Origin of the sequence: Agromyces archimandritae (genome assembly GCF_018024495.1) — a bacterium.
GTDB classification, from domain to species: domain Bacteria; phylum Actinomycetota; class Actinomycetes; order Actinomycetales; family Microbacteriaceae; genus Agromyces; species Agromyces archimandritae.
Map to the genome: position 1 here is coordinate 1,495,795 of NZ_CP071696.1, position 24,284 is coordinate 1,520,078.

The 24,284-nt window shown below is 69.5% G+C and carries 23 protein-coding genes and 1 pseudogene; 11 read left to right on the top strand and 13 right to left on the bottom strand.

Annotated features, from left to right (window positions below):
- Positions 1-5: 5 nt before the first annotated feature.
- Complete coding sequence (locus G127AT_RS06760) at positions 6-1,274, bottom strand: ATP-binding protein (protein WP_210901292.1); 1,269 nt, start codon at positions 1,272-1,274, stop codon at positions 6-8.
- A 95-nt stretch (positions 1,275-1,369) separates the two neighbouring features.
- The gene (locus tag G127AT_RS06765) at positions 1,370-2,704 is read right to left on the bottom strand and encodes an aspartate aminotransferase family protein (protein WP_210901294.1); all 1,335 of its coding nucleotides are present in this window, start codon (positions 2,702-2,704) and stop codon (positions 1,370-1,372) included.
- Positions 2,705-2,912: 208 nt separating this feature from the next.
- Between G127AT_RS06765 and G127AT_RS06770 the strand changes: the two genes are divergently transcribed.
- From G127AT_RS06770 to G127AT_RS06780, 3 genes are all read left to right on the top strand, one after another.
- Positions 2,913-3,923 carry a putative F420-0 ABC transporter substrate-binding protein gene (locus G127AT_RS06770; protein WP_210901296.1) on the top strand — a complete coding sequence of 337 codons (1,011 nt, stop codon included), beginning with the start codon at positions 2,913-2,915 and terminating at the stop codon, positions 3,921-3,923.
- 343 nt (positions 3,924-4,266) lie between these two features.
- Positions 4,267-5,268: a putative F420-0 ABC transporter permease subunit gene (locus tag G127AT_RS06775; protein ID WP_210901898.1), complete on the top strand. Its 1,002-nt coding sequence runs from the start codon at positions 4,267-4,269 to the stop codon at positions 5,266-5,268.
- Positions 5,269-5,456: 188 nt separating this feature from the next.
- Positions 5,457-6,269: an ABC transporter ATP-binding protein gene (locus tag G127AT_RS06780; protein WP_244857798.1), complete on the top strand. Its 813-nt coding sequence runs from the start codon at positions 5,457-5,459 to the stop codon at positions 6,267-6,269.
- Between the two features lie 69 nt (positions 6,270-6,338).
- Here the strand turns inward: G127AT_RS06780 and G127AT_RS06785 are convergent, their stop codons facing one another.
- Both G127AT_RS06785 and G127AT_RS06790 read right to left on the bottom strand, forming a co-directional pair.
- A complete protein-coding gene (locus G127AT_RS06785) occupies positions 6,339-6,821 on the bottom strand; it encodes an AzlD domain-containing protein (RefSeq protein ID WP_210901299.1) in 483 nt (160 codons plus the stop codon).
- Positions 6,814-7,671, bottom strand: a complete 858-nt coding sequence (locus tag G127AT_RS06790) for an AzlC family ABC transporter permease (protein WP_210901302.1) — start codon at positions 7,669-7,671, stop codon at positions 6,814-6,816. The genes G127AT_RS06785 and G127AT_RS06790 overlap by 8 nt, the downstream gene beginning before the upstream one ends.
- Positions 7,672-7,737: 66 nt before the next feature.
- Here G127AT_RS06790 and G127AT_RS06795 point away from each other — a divergent pair, with 66 nt between their 5' ends.
- Positions 7,738-8,286 (top strand): helix-turn-helix domain-containing protein, encoded by a 549-nt coding sequence (locus G127AT_RS06795; RefSeq protein WP_210901304.1) that lies wholly within the window; start codon positions 7,738-7,740, stop codon positions 8,284-8,286.
- 107 nt (positions 8,287-8,393) lie between these two features.
- Positions 8,394-9,326 (top strand): LPXTG cell wall anchor domain-containing protein, encoded by a 933-nt coding sequence (locus G127AT_RS06800; RefSeq protein ID WP_210901306.1) that lies wholly within the window; start codon positions 8,394-8,396, stop codon positions 9,324-9,326.
- Between the two features lie 70 nt (positions 9,327-9,396).
- Here the strand turns inward: G127AT_RS06800 and G127AT_RS06805 are convergent, their stop codons facing one another.
- From G127AT_RS06805 to G127AT_RS06815, 3 genes are all read right to left on the bottom strand, one after another.
- Positions 9,397-10,893 (bottom strand): YncE family protein, encoded by a 1,497-nt coding sequence (locus G127AT_RS06805; protein ID WP_210901307.1) that lies wholly within the window; start codon positions 10,891-10,893, stop codon positions 9,397-9,399.
- Positions 10,894-10,974: 81 nt separating this feature from the next.
- The gene (gene cofE, locus G127AT_RS06810; RefSeq protein WP_210901317.1) at positions 10,975-11,775 is read right to left on the bottom strand and encodes a coenzyme F420-0:L-glutamate ligase; all 801 of its coding nucleotides are present in this window, start codon (positions 11,773-11,775) and stop codon (positions 10,975-10,977) included.
- A gap of 22 nt (positions 11,776-11,797) precedes the next feature.
- A complete protein-coding gene (locus G127AT_RS06815) occupies positions 11,798-12,796 on the bottom strand; it encodes a TIGR03557 family F420-dependent LLM class oxidoreductase (RefSeq protein WP_210901319.1) in 999 nt (332 codons plus the stop codon).
- A gap of 73 nt (positions 12,797-12,869) precedes the next feature.
- Here G127AT_RS06815 and G127AT_RS06820 point away from each other — a divergent pair, with 73 nt between their 5' ends.
- Both G127AT_RS06820 and G127AT_RS06825 read left to right on the top strand, forming a co-directional pair.
- A complete protein-coding gene (locus tag G127AT_RS06820; RefSeq protein ID WP_210901320.1) occupies positions 12,870-13,259 on the top strand; it encodes a hypothetical protein in 390 nt (129 codons plus the stop codon).
- Between the two features lie 39 nt (positions 13,260-13,298).
- Entirely contained in the window at positions 13,299-14,138 is an 840-nt protein-coding gene (locus G127AT_RS06825; RefSeq protein WP_210901322.1) for an exodeoxyribonuclease III, read from the top strand.
- A gap of 122 nt (positions 14,139-14,260) precedes the next feature.
- Here G127AT_RS06825 and G127AT_RS06830 read toward each other — a convergent pair whose 3' ends face one another.
- The 3 genes from G127AT_RS06830 to G127AT_RS06840 all read right to left on the bottom strand — a co-directional run bounded on the left by G127AT_RS06830 (position 14,261) and on the right by G127AT_RS06840 (position 16,928).
- Positions 14,261-14,815, bottom strand: coding sequence for an AAA family ATPase (locus tag G127AT_RS06830; protein WP_425305890.1), 555 nt, complete (start codon positions 14,813-14,815; stop codon positions 14,261-14,263).
- Between the two features lie 81 nt (positions 14,816-14,896).
- The gene (locus G127AT_RS06835; RefSeq protein WP_210901326.1) at positions 14,897-15,181 is read right to left on the bottom strand and encodes a hypothetical protein; all 285 of its coding nucleotides are present in this window, start codon (positions 15,179-15,181) and stop codon (positions 14,897-14,899) included.
- Positions 15,182-15,881: 700 nt separating this feature from the next.
- Positions 15,882-16,928, bottom strand: a complete 1,047-nt coding sequence (locus G127AT_RS06840; protein WP_210901328.1) for a hypothetical protein — start codon at positions 16,926-16,928, stop codon at positions 15,882-15,884.
- A 473-nt stretch (positions 16,929-17,401) separates the two neighbouring features.
- On the opposite strand from G127AT_RS06840, the gene G127AT_RS06845 reads away from it, so the two are divergent.
- Entirely contained in the window at positions 17,402-18,220 is an 819-nt protein-coding gene (locus G127AT_RS06845; protein ID WP_210901330.1) for an alpha/beta fold hydrolase, read from the top strand.
- A gap of 304 nt (positions 18,221-18,524) precedes the next feature.
- On the opposite strand, the gene G127AT_RS06850 is transcribed toward G127AT_RS06845, so the two are convergent.
- Entirely contained in the window at positions 18,525-18,926 is a 402-nt protein-coding gene (locus tag G127AT_RS06850; protein ID WP_210901332.1) for a glutamine amidotransferase-related protein, read from the bottom strand.
- 64 nt (positions 18,927-18,990) lie between these two features.
- Positions 18,991-20,316 carry a chymotrypsin family serine protease gene (locus G127AT_RS06855; RefSeq protein WP_210901334.1) on the bottom strand — a complete coding sequence of 442 codons (1,326 nt, stop codon included), beginning with the start codon at positions 20,314-20,316 and terminating at the stop codon, positions 18,991-18,993.
- Positions 20,317-20,410: 94 nt separating this feature from the next.
- Between G127AT_RS06855 and G127AT_RS06860 the strand changes: the two genes are divergently transcribed.
- From G127AT_RS06860 to G127AT_RS06870, 3 genes and pseudogenes are all read left to right on the top strand, one after another.
- Positions 20,411-21,484, top strand: coding sequence for an IS630 family transposase (locus G127AT_RS06860; protein WP_244857802.1), 1,074 nt, complete (start codon positions 20,411-20,413; stop codon positions 21,482-21,484).
- A gap of 209 nt (positions 21,485-21,693) precedes the next feature.
- Positions 21,694-21,860, top strand: a pseudogene (locus tag G127AT_RS06865) (ATP-binding protein); the annotation flags it as partial.
- Positions 21,861-22,032: 172 nt separating this feature from the next.
- On the top strand, positions 22,033-23,388 hold the full coding sequence (locus tag G127AT_RS06870) for an ISL3 family transposase (RefSeq protein WP_425305876.1): 1,356 nt from the start codon (positions 22,033-22,035) through the stop codon (positions 23,386-23,388).
- Positions 23,389-23,618: 230 nt separating this feature from the next.
- On the opposite strand, the gene G127AT_RS06875 is transcribed toward G127AT_RS06870, so the two are convergent.
- Positions 23,619-24,260 carry a hypothetical protein gene (locus G127AT_RS06875; RefSeq protein ID WP_210901336.1) on the bottom strand — a complete coding sequence of 214 codons (642 nt, stop codon included), beginning with the start codon at positions 24,258-24,260 and terminating at the stop codon, positions 23,619-23,621.
- Between the last annotated feature and the right edge of the window lie 24 nt (positions 24,261-24,284).

Sequence of the window (24,284 nt, forward strand, 5' to 3'; positions counted from 1 at the left end):
CCACTTCACGGGCCGAGAAGCGCGAGCGGAACGACGGCCACGCCGTCTCTGCGGCGATACGCGTACTCGCCCGTCGTGACCACGACCCGGTCGACGACACGATCGCCCAGCTGCTCCTGCAACCAATTCAGATGCCGCACATCCTGATCCGAGACCGTCGCCGCGAGCTTGACCTCGATCGCAAGGACCCGCCTCCCCCGCCCCTCCACGATGAGATCGATCTCACGCGAAGTGTCGTGCAAACGCAGGTGACCGACCGAGGCGTCGCAGGCGTCCGCATAGACGCGCACCGACTGGGTCACCAATGACTCGAACAGGGCTCCGAGCCAGGTTCCGGTCGCCCCGACACGCTCCCCCGCACCCCGGAGGAGATCGGCGGCATCGATGTCGGCAGATCGTGCGGCGAGCGCCGGATCGACCAAGTGGTGTTTCGGGCGCTTCGCGAGCCGCCGGAGAGGCGAGAACGAGGGAAGCCACGCCGGTACGGGATCGAGCACGAAGATGCGCTGCAAGTAGTCGCGGTACTGGTCGACGGTCTGGCGAGCGGGTTTCTCGACGTCTCCTGCCGTCGCCGCGTCGAGAATCGCCGTGTATGAGGCATCGGTCGACGTTGCCGCTCCGTACGCGGCGAGCCATTTCATCAGTGTCGCGGGGAGGCGGACCGCCATCCCGTTGTCGGGAAGGTCGCGATCGACGATGCGTGCGAGATAGCTGTCGAGCTGTATCGTCCTCGCACGCTCGGGGAGGTCGCGGATGCCCGGGAAGCCGGAGCGAACGATCTCCTCCGTATAGTCGGCCAGGGTGAGGTTCGTGCTTCCCCGTATTTCCGGGCGTCCGCCTCCGAGTAACTCTCGAACGGATACGACGGGAGTCTCGAGTGCGCGTTCGGAGAACGCGAGAGGACGCATGACGAGTCGCACGATGCGACCTGCTCCCGAGTGGATGCGGGTGCCCGGTGCGACCGTGGACGACCCGGCGAGCAGGAAGCGCCCACCGGTGCGGTCTGCGTCGACAGCGCGGCGCACTTGGTCCCACACCGGCGGGAGGAGCTGCCACTCGTCGATGAAGACCGGTGGCGTGGCGACATCGACAAGGTCGAGATCCGCTTCCACGAGTTCGAGTTCGCGAGGGCGATCCAAGGCGAAGGTCGTCTCGGCTCGCGCACGCCCGGTCGCGGTCTTCCCGACGCCCTTTGCTCCCTCCAAGGCAATCGCGGCAAGGTCGGGGAACAGCTCGTCGAGCGTGCCGTCGAGGATCCTTCGCTGGTAGGCCACAGTCTCAACCTAACAAATTTCGGACTTTCTATCTAACAAATTTCGGTATCTGAACCTCACAAATTTCGGAGCCCGAATCTCACAAATTTCGGTCGCTACGCACGCGCCCAGTCGGTGGATCCGAGCACCTCGTCGAACACGGCGATCGCCTCGTCGACCTCCTCGGCGGTGACGATGCACGGCGGCACGAAGTGGATGCGGTTCTCGGCGGTGAAGGGCAGCACGCCGCGGTCGACGAGGGCCGCCTTGATGCGGGCGATCGTCGATGCCGGCACCGGTTCGCGGGTGGCGCGGTCGACGACGAACTCGATGGCCCAGAACACGCCCTCGCCGCGCACCTCCCCGATGACGGCGTGGCGGTCGGCGAGCGCCGCGAGGCCGGGCGCGATGGCCTCGGCGCCGATGCGGCGGGCGTTGTCGACGATGCCCTCCGATTCCATCGCGTCGAGGGCGGCGACGATCGAGGCCATCGCGAGCGGATGCCCCGAGTACGTCAGCCCGCCCGGGAACACGCGCTCGTCGAACGTCGCCGCGACCTGCTCCGACACGATCACGCCGCCCACCGGCACGTACCCCGAGTTCACGCCCTTCGCGAAGGTGATGAGGTCGGGGCGCACGTCGTAGCCGTCGAGGGCGAGCCAGCGGCCGGTGCGGCCGAAGCCGCACATGACCTCGTCGAGGATGAGGAGGATGCCGTGCCGGTCGCAGAGCTCCCGGACGCCGGCGAGATAGCCGGGCGGCGGCACGAGGATGCCCGCGGTGCCCGGCACGGTCTCGAGGAGGACGGCGGCGATGGATGCCGGGCCCTCCGCCTCGATCACGCGCGACAGGTGCCTGAGGGCGCGCTCGGCCTCCTGCTCGGGGCTCGTCGCCCAGAACTCGCTGCGGTACAAGTAGGGGCCGAAGAAGTGCACGTGCCCGCGCGCGAACTCGTTCGGGATGCGCCGCCAGTCGCCGGTCGCGACGATCGCGGCGCCCGTGTTGCCGTGGTACGAGCGGTACGTGGAGAGGATCTTGTCGCGGCCCGTGTGGAGCCGGGCCATGCGGATCGCGTTCTCGACGGCATCCGCACCCCCGTTCGTGAAGAACACCTTCTGGAAGCCGGCAGGCGCATGCGAGACGATGCGGCGGGCCGCCTCGCCGCGGGCGAGGTTCACGGTCGCCGGGGCGACGGTCGTCAGCAGTTCGGCCTGCTCGCGGATCGCGGAGACGACCGAGGGGTGCTGGTGACCGATGTTCGTGTTAACCATCTGGCTCGAGACGTCGAGCCACTCGCGGCCGGCGTGATCCCACACGCGGCAGCCGCGGCCGCTGGCGATCACGAGCGAGGGGTGCTGCGCCTGCGCCGACCAGGAGTGGAAGACGTGCGCGTCGAGCTCGCGGGCCCGGGCGTCGAGATCGGCGGAGAGGTCGGCGGGGTTCTGCGTCATGCGCCCAGTCTGGCGGGTTCGCGCGACGGGGTGGATGCGCACCGCGCGGAGTAGGCTGGCAGGACGAGACCGCCGGTCGGATTTGACCGGATGCGACGGCCTGGATTTGGGCCGCAGGTCACGCATACCGTCCGTTTTCCGCGTGCCCGGATCGCCCGGCGCGCCCGTTCCGGAGGTCTCGTTGACCCGTCGTCCCATTCGCCCCGTCATGTTCCGGGGCGCCCCGGCATCCACTCGTCGTGCCGGCCGCCGCACCGCATCCGCCGCCGTCGCCGGCCTCGCCGTGCTCGCTCTCGCCGCCTGTGCGCCCGCCACCGCCGACGCCCCCGAGGCTTCGGATGCCGGCCCGCTCACGATCGACAACTGCGGGTTCGAGGCGAGCTTCGACGCCGCCCCCGAGCGGGTCCTCGCGATCAAGTCGACCTCGATCGAGATGCTCCTCGCGCTCGGCCTCGAAGACCGCATCGTGGGCACCGCGTTCTCCGACGGGCCGGCCGCCGAGGAGTGGGCCGACGCCGCCGCGAAACTGCCCGTGGTCTCCGACAAGGTGCCCGGGCAGGAGGCGACGCTCGAACTCGAACCCGACCTCGTCTACGCCGGCTGGGAGTCGAACCTCTCGGCCGAAGGCGCCGGCGAACGCGCCGACCTCGCAGACCTCGGCATCGCCAGCTACGTGTCGCCGGCCGCCTGCCAGGAGGAGGGTTACCAGCCCGACCCGTTCACCTGGGAGCACCTGTGGGACGAGATCGGCGAGGTCGGCTCGATCTTCGACGCCGACGACGCCGCCGACGGGCTCGTCGAACGTCTGCAGGGCGAGCTCGACGCGATCCGCCCTGACGACCGCGGCCTCAGCGCCCTGTGGTTCTCGAGCGGCACCGACTCCGCATTCGTCGGCGCCGGCATCGGAGCCCCGCAGCTCATCATGGACTCGGCCGGCCTCGAGAACGTCGCCGCCGACGAGCACGACACCTGGACCGGCTACAGCTGGGAGGCCGTCGCCGACGCGAACCCCGACGTGATCATCCTCATCGATTCCGCCTGGGGCACGACCGAACGCAAGATCGGCCAGCTCGAGTCGAATCCGGCGACCGCCGCCCTGCCGGCCGTGCAGGAGGGGCGCTACCTCGTGCTGCCGTTCCCCACCGGCGAGGCGGGCGTGCGCAACGTCGAAGCCGTCGCCTCGCTCGTCGACCAGCTCGGAGAGCTCGACCTCGGATGACCGTCGAGCGCCGGGTGCGGATGCCGGGGGGCGCTGCCCCCGCGGCGGGCGCGCCCGCACCCGGCGCACCCGCACCCGCACCCGCCCCCGCCCCCAGCGCACCCGCCCTGATTTCGGTTCCGGGGTCAAATCCCGCCACAATTCCGGGCAAATCGGTGATTCGGTGGCGGGATTTGACCCCCGGAACAGCGGGGGGAGCGCGGGAAGCGGCGATGCGAGCGGGAGCGGGCGCGCCAGGGCATCCACACCCCGAAGCGGCGCACCCGCGGCATCCGCACCCCGTGCCGGCGCACCCGCGGCATCCACACCCCGAAGCGGCGCGGCATCCGCACCCCGCCGCGGCCTGCGCGTCGGGCTCGTCGCCGGCGTGCTCGCGCTGCTGCTCGCCGCGAGCGTCGTCGTCGCGATCGCGATCGGCCCCGCCGACCTCACGCCCGGCGAGGTATGGCAGAGCTTCCTGGCCCGCCTCGGGCTCGCCGAATCGCCCCTGTCGACCGTGCGCGAGGCGATCGTGTGGGAGCTGCGGCTGCCGCGCATCCTCACCGCCGCCGCGGTCGGCGCCGGCCTCGCCCTGTGCGGCGCGATCATGCAGGCGCTCACGCGCAACCCCCTCGCCGACCCGTACCTGCTCGGGCTGTCGTCGGGCGCATCCGTCGGAGCGGTCATCGTCATCATCCTGGGCGCGGCCGTCGCGCTGCCGCTCGCCGCGTTCGCCGGCGCGCTGGCCGCGCTCGCGGCGACGCTCGGCCTCGCGAGCGCGTTCGGGGAGATCACTCCGAGCCGCACGATCCTCGCCGGCCTCGCCGTGTCGAGCGTGCTCGGCGCCCTCACGAGCCTCATCATCTTCTGGTCGGCGACGGGCGACAGCTACCGCGAGATCCTCGGCTGGCTGCTCGGTTCGCTCGCCGGCGCGCACTGGGATGCGGTGTGGATCGCCGGCGGGGCGCTCCTCGTCGTCGGCGTGCCGCTGCTGTTCAGCGCCGGAACGCTCGACGCGTTCGCGTTCGGCGACCGGCAGGCGACCGCGCTCGGCGTGCCGGTGACGCAGGTGCGATGGATCCTGCTCGCGGCGACCGCCCTGCTCACCGGCGCGCTCGTGAGCGTCTCGGGGTCGATCGGGTTCGTCGGGCTCATCCTGCCGCACGCGGTGCGCGCGGTCACCGGGGCGCGGCATCGCGCCCTGCTGCCGCTCGCGGCGCTCGCCGGCGCCCTGTTCCTCGTCTGGGCCGACACCCTCGCGCGCAGCGTGTTCGACCCGAGGGAGCTGCCCGTCGGCATCGTCACGGCGCTCATCGGCGGGCCGGTGTTCGCCCTGCTGCTCGTGCGGAACCGGAGGATCGCGTGAGCGGGCGGGCCGACGGCGGCCGGCGCGGAGTGGATGCCGCGGGCGGCGCAGCCCGGGTGGATGCCGCTGGACCCGGTGCTGCCGGGGTGGATGCTGCGGGACCCGGTGCTGCCGGGCGTCCGGCTGAGCAGTCGGGTTCCGTTCCGGGGGTCATTTCCCGCCATCAGAATGCGGAATCGCGCGGAACCGTGGCGGGATTCGACCCCCGGAACGGTTCGAGCGGGAGCGCAGGCGGGCTGCGCATCGACCGGCTCGCGTTCGCCCGTGAGGGGCGGCTCATCATCGACGGCATCGACGCGACCGTGCCGGTGGGCGCGTTCGGCGCGGTCGTCGGGCCGAACGGCGCCGGCAAGTCGACGCTGCTGCACCTCGTCGCGGGCATCGAGCGGGCGGATGCCGGGGCGCTCTCGCTCGGCGGCGACGCCCTGGGCCGCATGCGCCGGCGGGAGCGCGCCCGCCGCATCGCGATCGCCGAACAGCAGACCGACGGCGACGTCGACCTCACCGTGCGCGAGGTCGTGCTGCTCGGGCGCACCCCGCACATCCCGGTGCTCGGCGCCCCGTCTTCCCGCGATCACGACGTCGTCGCGCAGTCCCTCGCGGCGGCGGGCGCGGCTCCGTTCGCCGAGCGGCGGTTCCGCACCCTCTCGGGCGGCGAGCGCCAGCGGGTCGTGCTCGCCCGCGCCCTCGCGCAGGAACCCGCGCTGCTGCTCCTCGACGAACCCACCAATCACCTCGACGTGCGGGCGCAGCTCGACGCCCTCGAGGTGCTCGCCGAGCTCGCCCGCGGCGGGCTCACCGTGCTCGCCGCACTGCACGACCTGAACCTCGCCGCCGCCTACGCCGACCACCTCATCGTGCTCGCCGACGGCCGCGTGGTCGCGGCCGGGGCTCCGGATGCCGTGCTGACGCCCGAGCTCATCGGCGCCGTCTACGGGGTGCGCGCCGCCGTGACGACGCACCCGATCACCGGGCGCCCGCTCATCGCGTTCGCGCCGTAGGGCGGGCTCGGCGCCCGGATGCACCCACGAGCGAATGGCTCAGCATGCGGCGAGCTGCAATGCCCGGCCTCAGCCGACCCCGGCGAGGCGGAGCAGCGCGGTCGTCGCCGCAGCGGCGACGATGACGATCGCGAGGGGCCAGCGGAGCATCGCGCAGACGGCGCCGACGGCGACACCCGCGATGCGGGCCCACCCGGCGGGCTCGGCGCCGTCGAAGACCGCCCCGGTGAGGGCGACCGCGGCGAGCAGCACGACGACCACGAGGTCGCTGCGCCGGAGCCGCGCGGGCGTCGCGTCGGTCTCGGGGGTGGATGCCGGAGCGCCGCCGCGCAGGTCGGGCGCGGATGCCGGGGCGCCGCCGGGAAGGGGCGGCGCCGGAACGGCGGCGGCATCGCCGGTGGATGCCGGTGCGCTCCCGCCTCGGGCCGTGCCCTGCGCACCCACGGCGAGCCGCTTCGCACGGCGCCGACCGGCGAGCAGGCCGATGAGGCGGGTGGCGTAGGTGCCGACGGCGAGCATGGCGACGCCGACGAGGAGCATCGGGTCAGGCATCCGCGCTCCCGTCGGAGCGGCGATCCGAAGCGTTCCGGGGGTCGTTTCCTGCCAACTTCTCGCGCGAATCGGCGGAATCGTGACGGGATTCGACCCCCGGAACAATGGAGAGGGGCCCTGGGGCGCGGTTCACGGGGCCGCGGGCGGCGGCCGCGCGGCGACGCATGAGTGCGGCGAGCCAGGGCATCCCGAGCCCGAGGAGGGCGAGCACCGACGCGACGCCGGGCGCGACGAAGGGCGTGGCGGCCAGGGCGATCGCGCCGCCGGCGAGCATTGCCGCGAGGGCGCGGCGGTCGCGGGCGGCGGGCAGCACCATGGCGACGAGGATCGCGGGCAGGGCGGCGTCGAGGCCGAGCACGTGCGGGTCGACGACGGCGCCGAGGAGGGCTCCGGCGATCGCGCCGAGCGGCCACACGATGAGGATCGCGAGGCCCGCGGCCCAGAACGCGGCCCGGCGGCGCGGCACCCCGGTGCGGTGCTGGGCGAGGGCGACGGATTCGTCGTTGACGACGTGCGCGGCGAGCGCGAGGCTCGGCCCGCCGCGGAGGAACGCGCCGGCCGAGTAGGCGTAGATGCCGTTGCGGACGTTCACGAGGATGCCGGCGAGGGCGGCCACGAGCGGGGCCCCGCCGGCGGCGACGACCGATACGAAGAGGAGTTCGCTCGCGCCGGCGAGCACCGATGCGGCGACGATGACGACGAGCCAGAGCGGAAAGCCGGCTCCGGCGGCGAGCGCGCCGTACGAGACGGCGACGAGGGCGACCGCCAGGCCGATGCCGGAGGCATCGCGCAGGTCGCGGGGGTGGATGCGGCGCGACCCGGCATCCACCGGCGAACGATCGTTTGACACAGTGAACAGTCTGCGCTCGCTCGAACCGTTCGTCAACCCGAACGGACGTCTTGTAGAGTAGCCGCCATGACGTCACCCGTCGAACGGATCGCGCACGCCCTCCACCGCGAACGCCACCGTGCCGGGATCAGCCTGTCGGAGCTCGCCCGGCAGGCCGGCGTCTCGAAAGCGACCGTCTCGCAGCTCGAGGCCGGCACCGGCAACCCGAGCGTCGAAACCCTCTGGGCGCTCGCGACCGCGCTCGGCGTGCCGTTCTCGGTGCTCGTGGATCCGCCGCCGTCGGACTCGGTGCTCGTCCGCCGCGGCGAACGCAGCCCCATCGCCTCCTCGACCGCCGCATACTCGGCGACGCTGCTCTCGGCCGGGACGCCCGGCGTGCGCCGAGACCTCTACCTGCTCGAGGGCGAACCGGGCACCCCGCGCGCCTCGATGCCGCACCCGACCGGCACGGTCGAACACCTCGTGCTCGCCTCCGGCCGCGCCCTCGCCGGGCCGACCGAGACGCCCGCCGAGCTCGAACCCGGCGACTACCTCGTCTACCGCGGCGACGAACCGCACACCTTCGAGGCCCTGGCGCCCGGCACCCTCGCGGTGCTCGTCAGCGAGCAGAGCTGAACCGGCGCCACCCGGCACCCGTGGCAGCGCGAATACAGCACCCGACGAATGCTCGCTATACTGCCGCCTTAGGGGGACAGCCTGAACCCCTACCATGAGGGGGTTCTGTGAACGTGTCGAGTAGATCGTCATTCGGTCTCGCCGGAGTGCTGGCCGCGAGCATCGCGCTGTCGTTGGGTGCCGTGACCCCGGCGCTCGCCGCCGAGCCCGAGCATCCCATCCACATCACGAGCCCCGTGCCGGCTCCGGGTGAGACATACGCGGTCGTCTCCGAGGACGGCACCCTGCCCGGCGGAGTCCTCGACGTCGAGGGCAGCGGACTGGCATTCGACGAGGTGTCCCTCGAGCTCTCCGACATCCAGCGGCCGGCCGGCTTCGTCACGCCGGGCGAGGTCGGCACGATCGTCGACACCGTCGAAGCCGAAGACGACGGAACCTGGACCATGCAACTGCTCGCCGCAGACATCCAAGACCTCGTCGGTGACGCTCCGTGGCAGCAACCGATCTACATCGCCGCGATCGCGGCCTTCCAGTCCAGCGGATTCCGCTCGCCGGTCGTGCCCCTGGCTTTCCGGCCGCCGGCAGCGACCATCGAACTCGGAGATGACGCCACCACCCTCGGCGGAACGACTCCGGGGTGCGACGTCATCGTCGACATCCACGACGCCTCCGGCGAGATCGTCAGCAGCCTCCTGATCGAGAACGACACGACGACCGAGACCTGGACGACCCCCATCCCCCAGCTGGCTGCAGGCGCCTACACGGCGACCGCCCTGAGCACGTGCGTCGTGGATGCCGCAGCGCCGTCCGATCCGGTGTCGTTCACGATCGCGGGCCCCGTGCCGACGCCGACCCCCACGCCCGCCCCGACGCCGGCTCCCGGGCCCGTGCCGCCGACCCAGACCGCAGCGCCCACCGCGACACTGCCTTCGACGGGTCCGGACGTCCTGCCCATCGCGGTCATCGCGGGTCTCCTGCTGGCCGGCGCGGCCGGCGCGATCCTCGGCCGTCGACGCCTCGCACGCGGCAACGCCGAGTAGCCGAAGCACGCCCGCGTTCGGCCCGCTCGACGCGTATGCTCCGAGCGCCAGGCGGGAGTTCGGGGCGCCGTCAGCGGGCAGCGCGGGTGCGGCGACGTAGGGCGACGCCGAGCAGTGCGGCCCCGGCCAGCAGAGCGGCCAGGGCGACGTCGGCGGATGCCGTGCCGGCGCCCGTCTCGGGCAGGCCCGCCGGGCCCGGGCACGCCGTCGGGGGCGGCGTGGGCGCCGGAGTCGGATGCGGCGTCGGCGGGGTCGGACACGGGGTCGGGGTCGGCGTCGGACCAGGGGTCGGCGTGGGCGTCGGCTCTGCCGCCGGCGACACCACCGCCGGCTCGCCCCCGACGTCGCCGAACAGCAGCGAACGCGCCACCAGGCGATACTCGACCGCCTCCGCCTCGACCAGCACATCCAGCGTGTCGCCCGTCTCGCCCTCGATATCGAGCCAGTCACCACCCGGAGCACGCGACTGCCACTGCAACGACTCGTACGAGTTGCCGGTCACACCGCTCGTCAACGTCACCGGCTCCCCCACCGGCGCCTCCGTCGACGACGGCTCCGCCGCCGCGACCACCGGCCGCAGGAACTGGTACGCGTCGATCTGGCCCTCCCCTGTGACCGCGTAGACGGCCGAGCCGTTCCGTGAGATCGCAGTTCCGCCCACAACGGCCTCGGTTTCGACGGTGCCGATGAACCTCAAGGTTTCGGCATCGAGCACCGCCAGGTCCCGTTCGTCCGGTGCGAGCGAAGATACGATGATGCGCGCTCCGTCCGGGGTAGCCAGGACGTTGCGACCCCAGGCGATCGGTGCGCTCAGCATGGCACCGGTGACCAAGTCGATCCTCGTCAGTGCGCTCTCCCCCGTCGTGTACAAGGCAGAGCCATCCGGCGCGGCGGCGATGGCGAATGGGAGGGAGACATCGTAGGTGGCGGTCACCTCATGCGTGACTGTGCTGAGTGCGATGACCCGGTTGCCCTCGTTCTGCGTCAGATAGAGGGTTTGGCCCACCAGGACGCCACGGGTCAGAGTGTTCGGCCCGAAGTCTTGTGATGACCACAAGATCTCTCCGGTCGATGCGTCGATCGCATGAACTCTGCTGACGTAGTCACCATCCTGGGATGCGACGTATACGACTTGGCCGTCCGGCGCCAGAACGTTGATCTCGGTTCCCAGCCAATAGGTCAGTGACGTCGCCCACTCCTCCTCGAACCCCGAGGCGTGGTGCTCGTACCGGGACACCCCGACCGTGTCAGCGAGCGTGAAGACCGTCTGAGGGTCGTCACCTGTTGACACCGATCCTGCCCCCATCGGCCCGAATGCTTCGACGATAGGCCCGTCGAACGGGTCGACGGCATAGAATCCGTTGCCCCATGTAGCGATGAATAGGCGACTCCCGTCCGAGGTCAGAGCGACGTACCTTGCGTCGCCCGCGCCGACCGGAATCACACTGTCCGGCTCGTCCGCCGCCGCGGGTGCAACGCCCGCGAACGCGAGCGCCAGTGCTGCGGCCCCGCCCGCTCCGGCGAGACCGCGCCGCCGCATCCACCCCTTGCCCGAAACCGCACGCACGAGACACCCCTCCCCCGAGGATTCTTCGTGCAGGCTATCGGTGCCCCGAATGCAGCCGCAAGGATCGCCGCGCGCGCGTCGTCAGTCCCCCGGCGCCACCCGGATCGGGCCCGTCTCGATCGGCCCCTCCGACTGCGCCTCCTCGAATCCGGCGCGATACCCGTCGTTGAACGCCTCGTCGCTGCCCTGACGGAACAGGTCGCGGTCGGCCGGGCGCACGATCGAGCGCGCCCCCGGCAGGTCCAGGTCGCCCACGAAGCGGTCGAGGCCGCGCACGAGCGCCACCGGCACCCCGGCCGCCTTGCCCTTCACGAGCTCCGCAGCGGCGGCGATCTCATCGGCCGTGCACGGCAGGGTCACCTGCAAGGGGCGCCCTCCGGCATCCACACCCCCGCGAAGATCCTCGAAGACGTGCACGCCCGCCGCGCCGATCGCGATATCGGTCTGGCCCTCGCGCCACGGGCGGCCGAGGGTGTCGGAAAGGATGACGCCCACCTGCCGGCCCGTGATCGAACGCAGCCCGAGGCAGAGGTCGCGGGCGGATGCGTCGGGGTCGAGCGGCAGCAGCAGCACCGTTCCGTCGGGGGTGTTCGAGGCGTCCACCCCCGCCGCCGCCCCGACGATGCCCTGGCGGTTCTCGACGATGCGCGTCACCCCGCCCTCGTAGGCGCGGCTCGCGACGATGCGCACCGTCTCCTCGGTGATCGCCCGCTCGCGGTCGGCGGCGACGACCGCACGGCCCTCCGCCTTCGAGACGATCTTCGACGTGACGACGAGGATGTCGCCGTCCTCGACCTGCACTGCGGCCCCGATGATCCCGGCGAGGTCGTCGCCCGCGGCGATCTCGCCGATGCCCTCGACCCCTTCGACGCTGAACCTCACCCGAACCCCCTCCGCTCAGGCTCTACCCTGCCAGTTTCGGCAGCACCTCGCGAGCGAAGACGTCGATCCACTCCCGCTGGTTGCGGCCCACGTTGTGCAGGTAGATGCGGTCGAAGCCGAGATCGGCGTAGCGCTGCAGCTCGCGGCGGTGCACCTCGGGGTCGGCCGAGACCAGCATCCGCCCCGCGAAATCCTCCGGCCGCACATGCCGGGCGATCTGCTCCACCTCGAACGGGGAACGGATGTCGGCCCGCGGGAAGCGCATCGCCCCGATCGGCCACTCGGTCAACGCGTTCCGCATCGCCTCCTCCTCCGTCGCCGCCCACGACAGATGCACCTGCAGCACCCTGGTGAGGGTCGACGGATCCCGCCCCGCCTCACGCGCACCCTCGTGGAAGCGGCGCAGCAGCACCTCGAGGCGCTCGGGCGGCGCATCCACCGTGATCAGCCCGTCCACCGTGCGACCCGCCCGCTTCGCCGTCACCGGCCCGCCCGCCGCGACGAAGATCGGCGGCGGCTCGGCCGGCATCGTCCACAGCCGCGACGACTCCAGCCGGAAATGCGGCCCCGCATGCTTCGCGTCGCGACCCGCACGGGATGCCTGGAACAGCTTCTTGACGACCTCGACGGCCTCGAACATGCGCGCGATCCGCTCCGGCGCCTCCGGCCAGTACTCGCCCACCACATGCTCGTTCAGCGCCTCGCCCGAACCCAGCCCCAGCCAATGCCTGCCCGGATGCATCGCCGCGAGCGTCGCCGACGCCTGCGCCACCATCGCCGGATGCCAGCGGAACGTCGGCGCCGTCACGCCCGGCCCGAAATCGCCCCTGGTCGCCGCCGCGATCGCCGGCAGCACGCTCCACACGAACGACGCCTGCCCCTGCTGCGGCAGCCACGGCTGGAAATGATCCGCCGCCATCACCCCGTCGAACCCGTGCCGTTCGGCGTACGCCGACAGCTCCACCGCCTCCGCCGGCGGGAACTGCGCGAGCATGGCGGCGTAGCCGAGCTGGAGTCCCATAGGCTCCATCCTGCCGGGCCGGGCGCGTTGCGGCATCCACCCCCGGCCTGGAACACTCGGAACAGGGGGGCGCATGGCCAGGGACGAAGCCGACGACTACGGTCCGCTGTCGGAGATCGCCGAAGCGCGCGTGCCGGAGGAACCCGCTCGCCGCCCCATGCGCATCTGGGATCTCATCGTCTCGATCGTGCTGCTGCTCATCATGGTCGCCCTCGCCGCCCTCATCACCTTCGCCGCGCCCTACATCGCCTTCGCGCGCACCGGCTGCGCCGACTCGGCCGAATGCCTCTTCGGCACCGACGGCATCACCACGACCATGCTCATCGCGCCCGGCATCATCTCGCTCGTCGGCTCGATCGCGGCCGTCGCGCTGCTCGCGTTCCGCCGCATCGCGTTCTGGGTGCCGCTCGTGGGCATCGTGCTGCTGGCCGTGCTGTTCCTGCTGGCGATGGTCGTTCTGTAGCGGCGGCACCGCGTCGGGGGTCGCCCGTAGGCTTGAGGCATGCGCATCGCGACCTGGAATGTGAACTCGATCCGCACCCGCGTCGGCCGCGTCGTCGACTTCCTGGTGCGCGAAGACGTCGACGTGCTCGCGATGCAGGAGGTCAAGTGCAAGCCAGAGCAGTTCCCCGCCGAAGCGTTCGACGAGGCCGGGTACGAGCTCGCGATCCACGGCCTGAACCAGTGGAACGGCGTCGCCATCGCCTCCCGCAGCCCCATCCTCGACGTCGAGACCGAGTTCCCCGGCATGCCCGGCTTCCTGAAGAGCCACGACGGCCCCGACCTGCCGAAGGAGGCCCGCGCGATCGGCGCGACCGTCGACGGCGTGCGCGTCTGGAGCCTGTACGTGCCGAACGGCCGATCCCTCGACGACCCCCACTACGCGTACAAACTCGACTGGCTCGCCGCCCTCACCGAGTACACCCGCACCGAGACGAGCAGCCGCCCCGAGGTGCCCTTCGCCCTCATGGGCGACTTCAACATCGCCCCCCTCGACGAGGACAACGGCGACCCCGCCGTCGTGCCCGGCGCATCCACCCACGTCTCCCCGCCAGAACGCGAGGCGTTCTTCGCCCTCGAGAACGCCGGCGTCACCGACGTCGTGCGCCCACTCGTGCCCGCCGGGTACACGTACTGGGACTACAAGCAGCTGAAGTTCCCCCGCAACGAGGGCATGCGCATCGACTTCGTGCTCGGCTCGGCGGCCTTCGCCGAACAGGTGACGGATGCCGTCATCCACCGCAACGAGCGCAAGGGCGACGCCCCCAGCGACCACGTGCCCGTGCTCGTCGAACTCGCCCTTTCCGAGGACGACGACGACCTCCCGATGATCTTCGGGTAGCGGGGGGCTCATGTTCGGCGGCCGGCCGGCCCGGGCCCGCATCTGCGGCGAATCGGTCGTCGGACTGCCGGCAGGCGGGGACGTACGGGCCGCCTGCCGGCACCTCACCGGTTTCGGTCCGGTCAGACCGGCTCGCCGACCGTGTCGGAGACCAGCGCCATGACCTCTTCGATACCGGAGGCCCGGAGGGCACCCGCCGGCACCGCCGGCAAGGCGCCTCCCTCATCGAGGTGAGCGCCGGCAATGGCGCGGATGACGTCCGCACCGACCGGATGGGGGCGAGCCGCGTCGCGGCGGATGGCCTCTTCGATGCCGATCGGGAAATCCCAGACCACCAGCGGGGTCTGCAGGAGGCCGGCCATGCCCGTCCACCGGACCAGGTAGCCGGGGTTCAGACTCGTCGCATCGATGACCGGGATGAAGCCCTGCTCGAGGGCATACCGGGCGGAGGCGACTTCGATGAGGGAAACCATCCGTTCGCCCTCATCACGGGCCCGGCCGGGGTCGGCATAGACGTCGCCGCCGAAGCACATCCGGCGGATATCGTCGCGGTTGATGCGCATGAAGCGGTTGGAGTGGTCTGCGACGAGGGCGGTGGACATAGTGGTCTTGCCGCTGCCGGGGATGCCGCGGGTGAGGACGATGGGCATGTGCTCCTGCTTCGAGTCGGGTGTCATGTGAACCGGTGGCGGTGCCTTCGGCGGATTCGGCGCGTACGTTCTTCGGTCACCCCGGCCGTGATGAAGTCTCGTTTCGAGTCACGGCTGGAGTATTCGCGGCCGGCGCCGGTTCCGGTCGACCGCGATCGCCTGGGCCATGTCCACACACGCCCGGCAGAGCCAGCCGAGTTCGGCTTCGGCCAGGGCAGACCCCACATCGGTCAGCGCCTCGCCCTGCCCGCCAGGATCGGTACGCACCCCGCACAGCGACCGGCCGAGGCGCGGCCGGCGCAGGTGCGTCTGGACGTACGGACTGAGGCCGCCCCGCAGGGCCCGGACGAAGAACACCGGACGATAGGAGACTTGGTCACCGAAGAACTGCATTCGCTTCCTTTCTTCAAGGACTACGACGCTACGCCGACCTTCCGGGCTCGTGAGCCGCGGATCCGGCTCCGAGTGCGGCAGCCACCGCCTCTGCGCCCACCGTCCGGGCGCGCGGGTCCCGGCCGCTCCGGCCGGAACGGGCTCGGCTTCGACCGCGGTCAGGGGGCGCCTGCGAGGACCGGTGGTGGACCCCGGAACGGTGACACCCAACGAAGGCCGAGCGGCGATCATCCACCGTGTGATCGCCAAGACCACCGTCGAAAACTCGCCGACCCTCGAGTTGAAAGGCGACGCAACCGCACCGCAGACCCCGAGCCCTACCCTGTCGACGACGTCTGGCGGAGCGTATTCCACGTTCCGGGCCTGGGGCATCTCGCCCTCTTCCTCCAGAACGGCAACCGGCTCCTCGGCATCGGCGGCGTATTCCTGACCCTCGCAGCGGTATATACCTCCTCGACCCGCACAAGCTCGCATCAACGCGGGTCCCGGACCCCGACGAAGAGGCAGCCGAGCCGGCCGTTCCCTCAGAGCACCGGGCAGAGACCTGACCCCGGGGAAGGTAGCCGTGCCGGGCGCATCATGCTCGGCGCACATCTGGGCGTTCAAGCGCATCCCGCCCCGAGCCGGAGACGATCCTTCGACGTTCGGCCCGGTACGCACGAATGGCCCCGCCGAGGCGGGGCCATTCGCGAGAGAGCGCTCAGGGGCGCGAGCGCACCAGTCTGACACCGAAGATCCCGATTCCGGCGATCGCGATCAGACCCAGCGCGATCAGCGCCGTGCTGCCGACGTCGACGCCGGTGTGGGCGAGGCTCTTTTCCGCAGCCGTGGTGGCCTTGGCCGTCGGAGTGCCGTCGGTCGGCGCGAGCTGTCCGGCGCCTGCCGATGCCTTGCCATCATCACTGCCGGTGGTCTTGACGGCGGCGGCGTCGTCACCGGGGTTCTCACCGTCGTCGTCACCGCCGCCCGGGTTCTCACCGTCGTCGTCACCGCCGCCCGGGTTCTCACCGTCGTCGTCACCGCCGCCCGGGTTCTCACCGTCGTCGTCACCGCCGCCCGGGTTCTCACCGTCGTCGTCACCGCCGCCCGGGTTCTCACCGTCGTCGTCACCGCCGCCCGGGTTCTCACCGTCGTCGTCACCGCCGCCCGGGTTCTCACCGTCGTCGCCGGGATCGGTGCTGTCGACGCATTCGAACTGGACCGGGCCGGTGTCGAAGGAGGATTCGGGGTCGAAAGCATCGACGAAGACTCGGTACGTTGAGGCGCCGGCCAGATCGTGAGACGAAACGTGAGCCTGACCGAACTGGGTGCTCAGCGCCTCGACGCCGTCGACGTGGACGCTGACCGTGTTCGGAGACTCATCGCCCGGGATGGCCGGAACGTCGGCGTACACGGCTGGTTTGGCAGCCTCGCGGTGGAAGGACACGTGCGAGAACGTGTATTCGTCGAACAGGTCGAACATGGCTCCGCCATGCGAGGTGTGGTAAGTCACCTCGAACGGGAAGAGCTCGGTATGGACATACACCCAGTCCCAGTGTTTGATCGCCGGCTGTGCAGCCTCGACGAGAACCCGGGTGGCCTCCGTGCCTGGGTCGGTGGTGTAGCCGCTGAGGGCGAGCTCGAGCGTGCAGTCATCGGTGACCTGCACCTGAGGTTCATCGGCTGCGACGGCCGGGGCTGCCGCGCCGAGCAGGGCGATTCCTCCGCCGAGCAGAGCGGTCAGGAGCGCATTCGTCTGGCGTTTCACGTACTACCTTTCCTCGAGTTGGATGTGCGAGAACGGCCAGCAGGGGGCGATGCTGGCCGCAGGCATGAGCATATGAATCAGTCGAGTAAAAAAGAGGTGCCGATCAGTGCAAAGCCCTCGCTTTGGGGGCGCGGTCCCGGCTGCCTCCGATCCACTGCCGGGCACAGGTTGGGCAGGTGGATCGGCACGAAGACGCGGATTTTTCATGTTCCGGCAGCCTGATTGCCGCACGCGGCGAACGTCTGATCCAGCGCTGGGGGTCAGGGCAGTTGCTGTCCCCTGAACGCGTCCGGACGGCGCGGACGCCCCTCGGTCGCACCGGAAGCGGCACGGGCCATCGACGCAGGTCGCGACGTGCACGATGGCAGTTGATAGCGCGGCCCGCCTTCAGCTGAAGCCCTCACAGGCGCGTCGCCGTCGGCATCCGCACACCGACACGTGCGGGCGCAGCCCCGCGGCCATAGGCTCGGGCCATGACGCATCTCGCGGTTCCCGGTGCCGAGCTCCGCTTCGAGGTCGACGGGCGCAGCAGCGCGCCGGCGCTGATGATGCTGCCGGCGGGCATCACGAATCTCGGGATGTGGGATCCGCAGCTCGGAATGCTCGCCGAGGAGCACTTCGTGGTGCGGATGGACTATCGCGGGCTCGGCGACACGCGCGCCGAACCCGATGCGCCCTTCGAGCACGCCGACGACATCCGCGCGGTGCTCGACCACCTCGGTATCGCCCGGGCGACGTTCATCGGCGCGAGCTTCGGCGGCAAGCTCGCCCTCGATGTCGCCGTCGAAACCCCGGAGCGCGTCGCCGGGCTCGTCACGGTCGGTTCGGGGCCGGGCGGGTTCCCGCACGTCGAGATGACGCCGTACGAGGTCGAGGCGTACCGACGCATCGACGACGCCGAAGAGGCCGGCGACTGGGCGCAGGTCATCGAGCTCGAGGCCGAGCTGTGGGCGGTCGGGCTCGGGCGGGGTGCGGATGCCGTGAGCCCGCTCTTCCTCGACGAGGTGCGCCGCATGCATCGCGGCAATCTCGACGTCATCGCCTTCGACGCCCCCGAGACGCGCCCTGACCCGCCCGCCTACGAGCGCGCCGCCTCCCTCGAGATGCCCGTGCTCGCAATGGTCGGCGCGCACGACCTGACGGCGCCGCTCGCCCAGCAGCGCTGGCTCGTCGAGCACCTGCCGAATGCGACCGGGTACGTCTTCGGCGGTGCGGCGCACCTGCCGAGCCTCGAGGTGCGCACCGAGTTCGACGCGGTGCTCGCGGACTGGCTGGGTTCGAACGCGCTCTGAGCGCGCGGCCGCGCGCCTTCGGCCGCGCGGCGCCATCGGAACGCGCGGCGGCATCCACTCAGGAGACGCCATGGAATCGTCATGAGACGCCATGGAATCGGAGAAAACCACGGAATCGGATGGAGAGAGCCGGATTCATCCGAATTCGTGGCGATCTCCGGGATGGTGGCAGCGCGGCATCCACTCGCGAGACACCATAGATTCGGAGAAAACCACGGAATCGGATGGAGAGAGCTGGATTCATCCGAATTCGTGGCGATCACCGGGATGGTGGCGGCGCGGGCGGGCGCGGCAGGGCCGCGCCTCAGGCGGCGCGGACCTCGGCGGCGAAGGCCGCCGCGAGCGCGGCGCAGCGGGCGGCGGAGTCGGGTTCGACGGCGCGGGCGGCATCCACCAGGGAATCGCGGGAGATGCCCTCAGCGGAAAGCGCCGCCTCGTCCCAGCGCAGCAGGTCTTCGGCGCCGGCCTCCGGGTGGAACTGCAGGCCCCGCACGTGGCGCCCGAGCCGGAACGCCTGGACCTCGCAGGCCGCGCTCGATGCGAGCAGCACGGCGCCCGCCGGCAGCGCGGTGATCATGTCCTGGTGGTTCTCGATGACGTGCGCGGCCGGCGCGAACGCGCCGATCACGGCGTCGACGGCACCAGCATCCGTCGCGCGGATCTCCTCCGTGAGATCAGAGCCTCCACCGAACCCAGGGCGCTTCATCGTTCGCGAAAAGCCTCTTTCTAGTGCCTGGGGGCACCGATATCGTTGCCCAGTCAGTCAACAGCTACGGCGCAGTTGCGACTGCCCAAGTCGGGTTGCCGGCCAACCAGCTGGAGACTGTCTGGAACGTGCCTTCAGTTGCGCACTGGCGACCCGACCAGTCGTACCCCATACATGCTGATGATTTGGACGTATCTATCGTGCTGATCACTCCCGTAGCCAGGGCCTGGCCATCGACGATGCGGATGACGGGCCCGCCACTGTCGCCCTGACCATAGATCGCCTGAGTGGCGGGCGTCGAGGACTTCACTCGAACTTGATTCTCCCAGCACATATATCCCAGGACACACACCGTGATGTTGCTCTGGGTCACTGTGCCCCATGTGGTCGCCCCGGAGTAAGCGCCGCTCGGCACGACCTCACTGCCGAGAGCCGCGTAAGCCCACCCCTTGATCGCCGCAAGGTCGCTTGTCATTGGGCCACCGAGGAACATATAGGGGCCGATGCTTCCAGTCGTCTGGGTGAGTACCATTGTGTCGTGTGCGCCATTCGTATTATTGGCGATTCCGCGGCTACCGTTTGGCTCCCATCCCCATCCGCCCCTGAAATGCTCTCCCGGATTCCCACAATGTTCGGCGGTAAGCAGAGACCTGCTGAAAGTTGGTGGATTTTCAGGCCGAAGGACATAGAATGCAGCAGAACAGGTCTGATCGTTCTCACCGTTGATGACCGACCCGCCCATCGCTGGATCGCTACCATTGTAGCGCGTGTAGGCGGCTTCAATACCGCCAGAGGGTTCGAAGGTCAGCGGATAGTCTGAATCAACGACAGGCGCCGCTCGCAGACGCGCCTGTTCTCCCGTCGAGGCGTCGGTAACGCCGACAACGATTCCAGAGCCGTCATTTGCAGCAGCGGCCCAACCGACCCCTTTGCCGGCGCCTTCCTTGGCAACACGAGTGGCTTCGGCGCGCAGCTCATCGCCAGTGAACCTGCTCGGCACGATCTTGTATCCATTTCCATGAAGCTGCACCTCGAGCGCCGCCTCGATCGGTTTCAGATTCCCTCCAGCGATGACCTCGATGAGCTTCGTGTCCTTGTTCCACCGGAAAGTCACAATCTCATCACTGAATTCCGAGAGTACGAGTCGGTTCATTGCCTCATTCTGGGCAGTGGTCATCCCGTCGTCGGGGTACTTGCTGAGGTCGGCGACTTGATGGCCCTCGGGCAGAGTGAAGTCGCTGACCTCGACCACCCTGGTCTGAGAGTCCTTGACTTCCGGATGCGATTCGACCTCTGTTGCCACCGATGCGGTGGGAATCCCTAGAACAATCAGGGCTGCAGCTGCGGCGAATATCTCAGGCAGACGCAGCAAGCGAGCACCCTTGCTCACGCCAAATCGTTTCGGGTTCAAGACGTTCTCCCATTCAGGTCTAGTGTCGCGTGTCGTTAGTTCCTAACTGGTTGGTTGGTTGGGAGGATTGGGTATGGCGAATTCTCCGGCTCCCGCGTTGCGTCTTTTCGAGGGCGATGAGTCCAAGCTGCGTGGCTGGCTCAGGTCGACGACGGTGTCCGCGGGGGCTGTGAAGCGGGCCCGGATCGTGCTGCTGGCCTCTGAAGGCGTTGCGAATACTCGGATCAGCGAGCTCGCGGACGCGAGTGTGGTGACGGTGCTGAAATGGCGTAGCCGGTACGCGGAGCAGGGTCTGGCGGGTTTGCGTGATGCGGAGCGGACTGGCCGTCCGCGTCGTCTTGATCATGCGGACATCGTGGCGGCGACGCTGACTCCGCCACCGAAGAAGCTCGGTGTGACGCACTGGTCGTCGCGGTTGCTGGCGTCGCACTTGAAGGTCGGGAACGCGACGGTAGCCAGGGCGTGGCGGGAGTACGGGGTACAGCCGTGGAAGTCGGAGACGTTCAAGTTCTCCACCGACCCGGAGCTGGTCGGCAAGGTCACCGACGTCGTCGGGCTCTATCTGGCGCCGCCGGAGAACGCGGTCGTGCTCTGCGTGGACGAGAAGTCCCAGATCCAGGCACTGGACCGCACCGCGCCGATGCTGCCGATGCGGATCGGGGATGCCGAGAAACGCACCCACGACTACAAACGCCACGGCACCACGACGCTGTTCGCCGCGCTGGAGATCGCGACCGGGCACGTCACCGGTGCGGTGAAACCGAAGCATCGCCGGCAAGAGTTCCTATCGTTTCTTCGGCAGATCGACCGCGCCTACCCCGACGTCCCGCTGCACCTGGTGATGGACAACTACGCCACCCACAAGACCCCGGAAGTGAAGGCCTGGCTTCGCCAGCACCCGCGGTTCCATGTCCATTTCACGCCGACCTCGGGATCCTGGCTGAACCTCGTCGAGGTCTGGTTCGGGATCATCGACAAACAGGCCATCCGCCGCGGCATCTTCACCTCCGTGAAGGACCTCAACGCGAAGATCCGGCAATTCATCACCGGCTGGAACGACCGGAAACACCCCTTCGTCTGGACCAAGACTTCCGAGCAGATCCTCACGAAAGCCAACCGTCAACCAACTTCCGGAACACGACACTAGCTAGAGCACGGGTCTCGCTCAGGTCTGAACCTGAAACTAGCAACAAACCTGAAAGAGTCGCTCCCCCCAAAGTGGGCGGCTTGTGCTATCTGTGCTGGGGATGTCATAGTTCGCCTCCTGCGAAGAGCGTGCGTTGCTGGCAGTTGGCTCGGATGCGGTGCCCACGGGCGATGAGGCCCGGACGTCCGCACCGTCGCACGGAACGCATCGCATGGGGCGAGATCCTCGCGACTCCACCGTCGCCGCAGCCATGCTCGACCGACTCCTACACCGCAGCGTCGTCATCACCCTCGACGGCGCCTCCTATCGGCTCCGCCACCACACCACCGCAGCAAACGAACTCCGCCACGCCACCACCGACACCAACCTGCGCTAACGTGACCCCGCGACCTGAGGAACTTCGATGAGCAACTACGAGGAAAACCGGCTCTGCGCAGTCTGGGTGGGGGCGGGTGAGTTTGGCGGGCGTGTTGTGGCGTGGTGAGGCGGGTCGAGGTCCGGAGGATCGGTAGCGACCAAACTGCCTGTCTGTCCGGAGACCTCGACCCGTGCCCGATGCTACCCACTGCGCTGATGCGCGCCCAGGTTCCTCTGCTGCTTACTGTGATCGTTGCGACCTGCTCGTCGGGCTCGACGGGCTCCGCGTCACCGGGGTCGAGCACCGCAGTGACGGTGTACTCGTCATCGATGTCGAGTCGCCGCCGGGGCCGGTGGGCTGCCCGGGGTGCGGGGTGGTCGCGGAATCGGCGGGACGGAAGGCACTTGTTCTGAAGGACGCCCCGATGGGCACTCGGCCGGTGCGGGTGAGGTGGCGAAAGCGCCGCTGGCGGTGTCGCCAGGACGGATGCGAGGTGCGCGCGTTCACGGAGCAGAACCCGGCTGTTGCCGCCCCGAACGCGATCTTGACGGCCCGCGCGGTGGCCTGGGCGGTGACGCAGATGCGACGTGAGAACGCGTCGGTGCGCGGTGTCGCTCGGCAGCTGCGGGTCGCGTGGGGCACCGTCTGGACGCACGTGGAAGCCGAGTTGCAGCGGCGCGAGAAAGACCCGGGCCGGTTCGATGGCGTCGAGGTGCTCGGCGTGGACGAGCACCTCTGGCACCACGTCTCCACCAAGCCCGTCGCCGAGGGCGGCCGAGGCCCGAAAGAACTGACCGGGATGGTCGATCTCACCCGCGACGCGTCCGGTCACGTCAGGGCGCGGCTGCTCGATCTGGTGCCGGGCCGGTCCTCGAAGGCATACGCCGACTGGATCAAGGAACGCACGCCGGAGTTCCGGACCGGCGTCAAGATCGCCGCTCTTGACCCGTTCGCCGGATACAAGAAGGCCCTCGACGACGAGCTCGACGATGCCACCGCTGTGCTGGATGCGTTCCACGTCGTCAAGCTCGGCACCGCTGCGGTTGACGAGGTCCGCCGCCGAGTCCAGCAGGACACCCTCGGACACCGCGGCCGCAAGGGCGACCCGCTCTACGGGATCCGCAACATCCTCCGCGCCGGAAGAGACCGACTCACCGACAAGCAAAGGAGCCGACTCGAAACCGCGTTCGCCCGACAGGAAGAGCACATCGAGGTCGAAGTCGCCTGGCACGCCGCTCAGCAACTCCGCGACGCCTACAAGCACCCAGACCTCACGGAGGGACGCAAGATCGCGCTGGCCGTTCTCGGATCATTCCCCTCGTGCCCGATCCCGGAGATCGCCCGGCTCGGGAAGACACTGAACCAGTGGCGTGACGCATTCCTCGCGTACTGGGCGACGAACCGGTCATCCAACGGTGGCACCGAAGCCGTGAACGGACTCATCGAGCTCGCCCGCCGGGTCGCCCGCGGATTCCGCAACTACGACAACTACAGACTCAGAATGCTCCTCATCGCCGGCGGCCTCGATACCCCCGCCCCCACCTAAAATCCGAAGAGCCGGAAAACCAGTGAGCGCCATCAGCGCCAGGTGGCGAGGTAGTCCGCCGTGGAGACGAACTGGCGAACCTCTTCCTGTTTGTCGAGGACCACAAGGACGCCTACGGCGCGGAGCGGTTGTCCGAGATCGCGAGGTCATCGTTCCACGCATGGCTGACTGCCGTGCCGGGACGAGCCGCTCCGATGAGGCAGGTGCGCGCGCTGGAATCGCTGCCCGTATCAACAGCCCTCGGTGAACTCTGTTCCCATCGAGAACAGCTGTTCAGCGGCACGAGGCTGCATCGCGTCCTCGACCGTCCAGCCGTCGTCGGTCCAGGAGAGCCTGTACATCGATGAGACGCGGAAAGTCGAGTGCAGAGCACCCCCGACCACGATACCCATGCCAACCGAAACCACGGCCCCGTCGTACGAGTACGACTCAAGGTTCCAGACTCCGGGCACAGTCGACAGATGGAACTCCGTCCCATTCGGCACGAGCCCGTCCGATAGATTGGGTTCACCCTCCAGATACGACACAAGGTCGTAGCTCGATCCCGGTGAGATCACGGCTGCTTGCAGCTGCAGTGCTTCACCCGGTGCCGGCACCGGGTATTGCTCAGCCCAGCGACCGAACGATGCCGCAAACTCGACTGCGCCGGTACCGGTGCGGGGTGCTTCGGCTTGGGCCGCGAGTACCATTGCGGCGTCGCGCGAATCTCCTCCAGAACACCCAATCGGAAGCTGATCTTCTTTCGGAGGCGGAGTCACATTTGATGGCGTGCCAATAAGGATGGGTGGCACCAGCTCTTGATTTCCAATGGCGTACCAGACGCCACCGGTGACAACGAGGGCGGCTAGGGCAACAGCGCTTGCAGCAATCAAAGGCCGCTGTCTCCAGGGGTGTCG

Coding starts and splice junctions, on each gene's coding strand:
- G127AT_RS06765 (WP_210901294.1), bottom strand. CDS start 2,704: ATGACGCAGAACCCCGCCGACCTCTCCGCCGATCTCGACGCCCGGGCC.
- G127AT_RS06770 (WP_210901296.1), top strand. CDS start 2,913: ATGTTCCGGGGCGCCCCGGCATCCACTCGTCGTGCCGGCCGCCGCACC.
- G127AT_RS06785 (WP_210901299.1), bottom strand. CDS start 6,821: ATGCCTGACCCGATGCTCCTCGTCGGCGTCGCCATGCTCGCCGTCGGC.
- G127AT_RS06795 (WP_210901304.1), top strand. CDS start 7,738: ATGACGTCACCCGTCGAACGGATCGCGCACGCCCTCCACCGCGAACGC.
- G127AT_RS06815 (WP_210901319.1), bottom strand. CDS start 12,796: ATGGGACTCCAGCTCGGCTACGCCGCCATGCTCGCGCAGTTCCCGCCG.
- G127AT_RS06820 (WP_210901320.1), top strand. CDS start 12,870: ATGGCCAGGGACGAAGCCGACGACTACGGTCCGCTGTCGGAGATCGCC.
- G127AT_RS06825 (WP_210901322.1), top strand. CDS start 13,299: ATGCGCATCGCGACCTGGAATGTGAACTCGATCCGCACCCGCGTCGGC.
- G127AT_RS06830 (WP_425305890.1), bottom strand. CDS start 14,815: ATGACACCCGACTCGAAGCAGGAGCACATGCCCATCGTCCTCACCCGC.
- G127AT_RS06835 (WP_210901326.1), bottom strand. CDS start 15,181: ATGCAGTTCTTCGGTGACCAAGTCTCCTATCGTCCGGTGTTCTTCGTC.
- G127AT_RS06845 (WP_210901330.1), top strand. CDS start 17,402: ATGACGCATCTCGCGGTTCCCGGTGCCGAGCTCCGCTTCGAGGTCGAC.
- G127AT_RS06850 (WP_210901332.1), bottom strand. CDS start 18,926: ATGAAGCGCCCTGGGTTCGGTGGAGGCTCTGATCTCACGGAGGAGATC.
- G127AT_RS06860 (WP_244857802.1), top strand. CDS start 20,411: ATGGCGAATTCTCCGGCTCCCGCGTTGCGTCTTTTCGAGGGCGATGAG.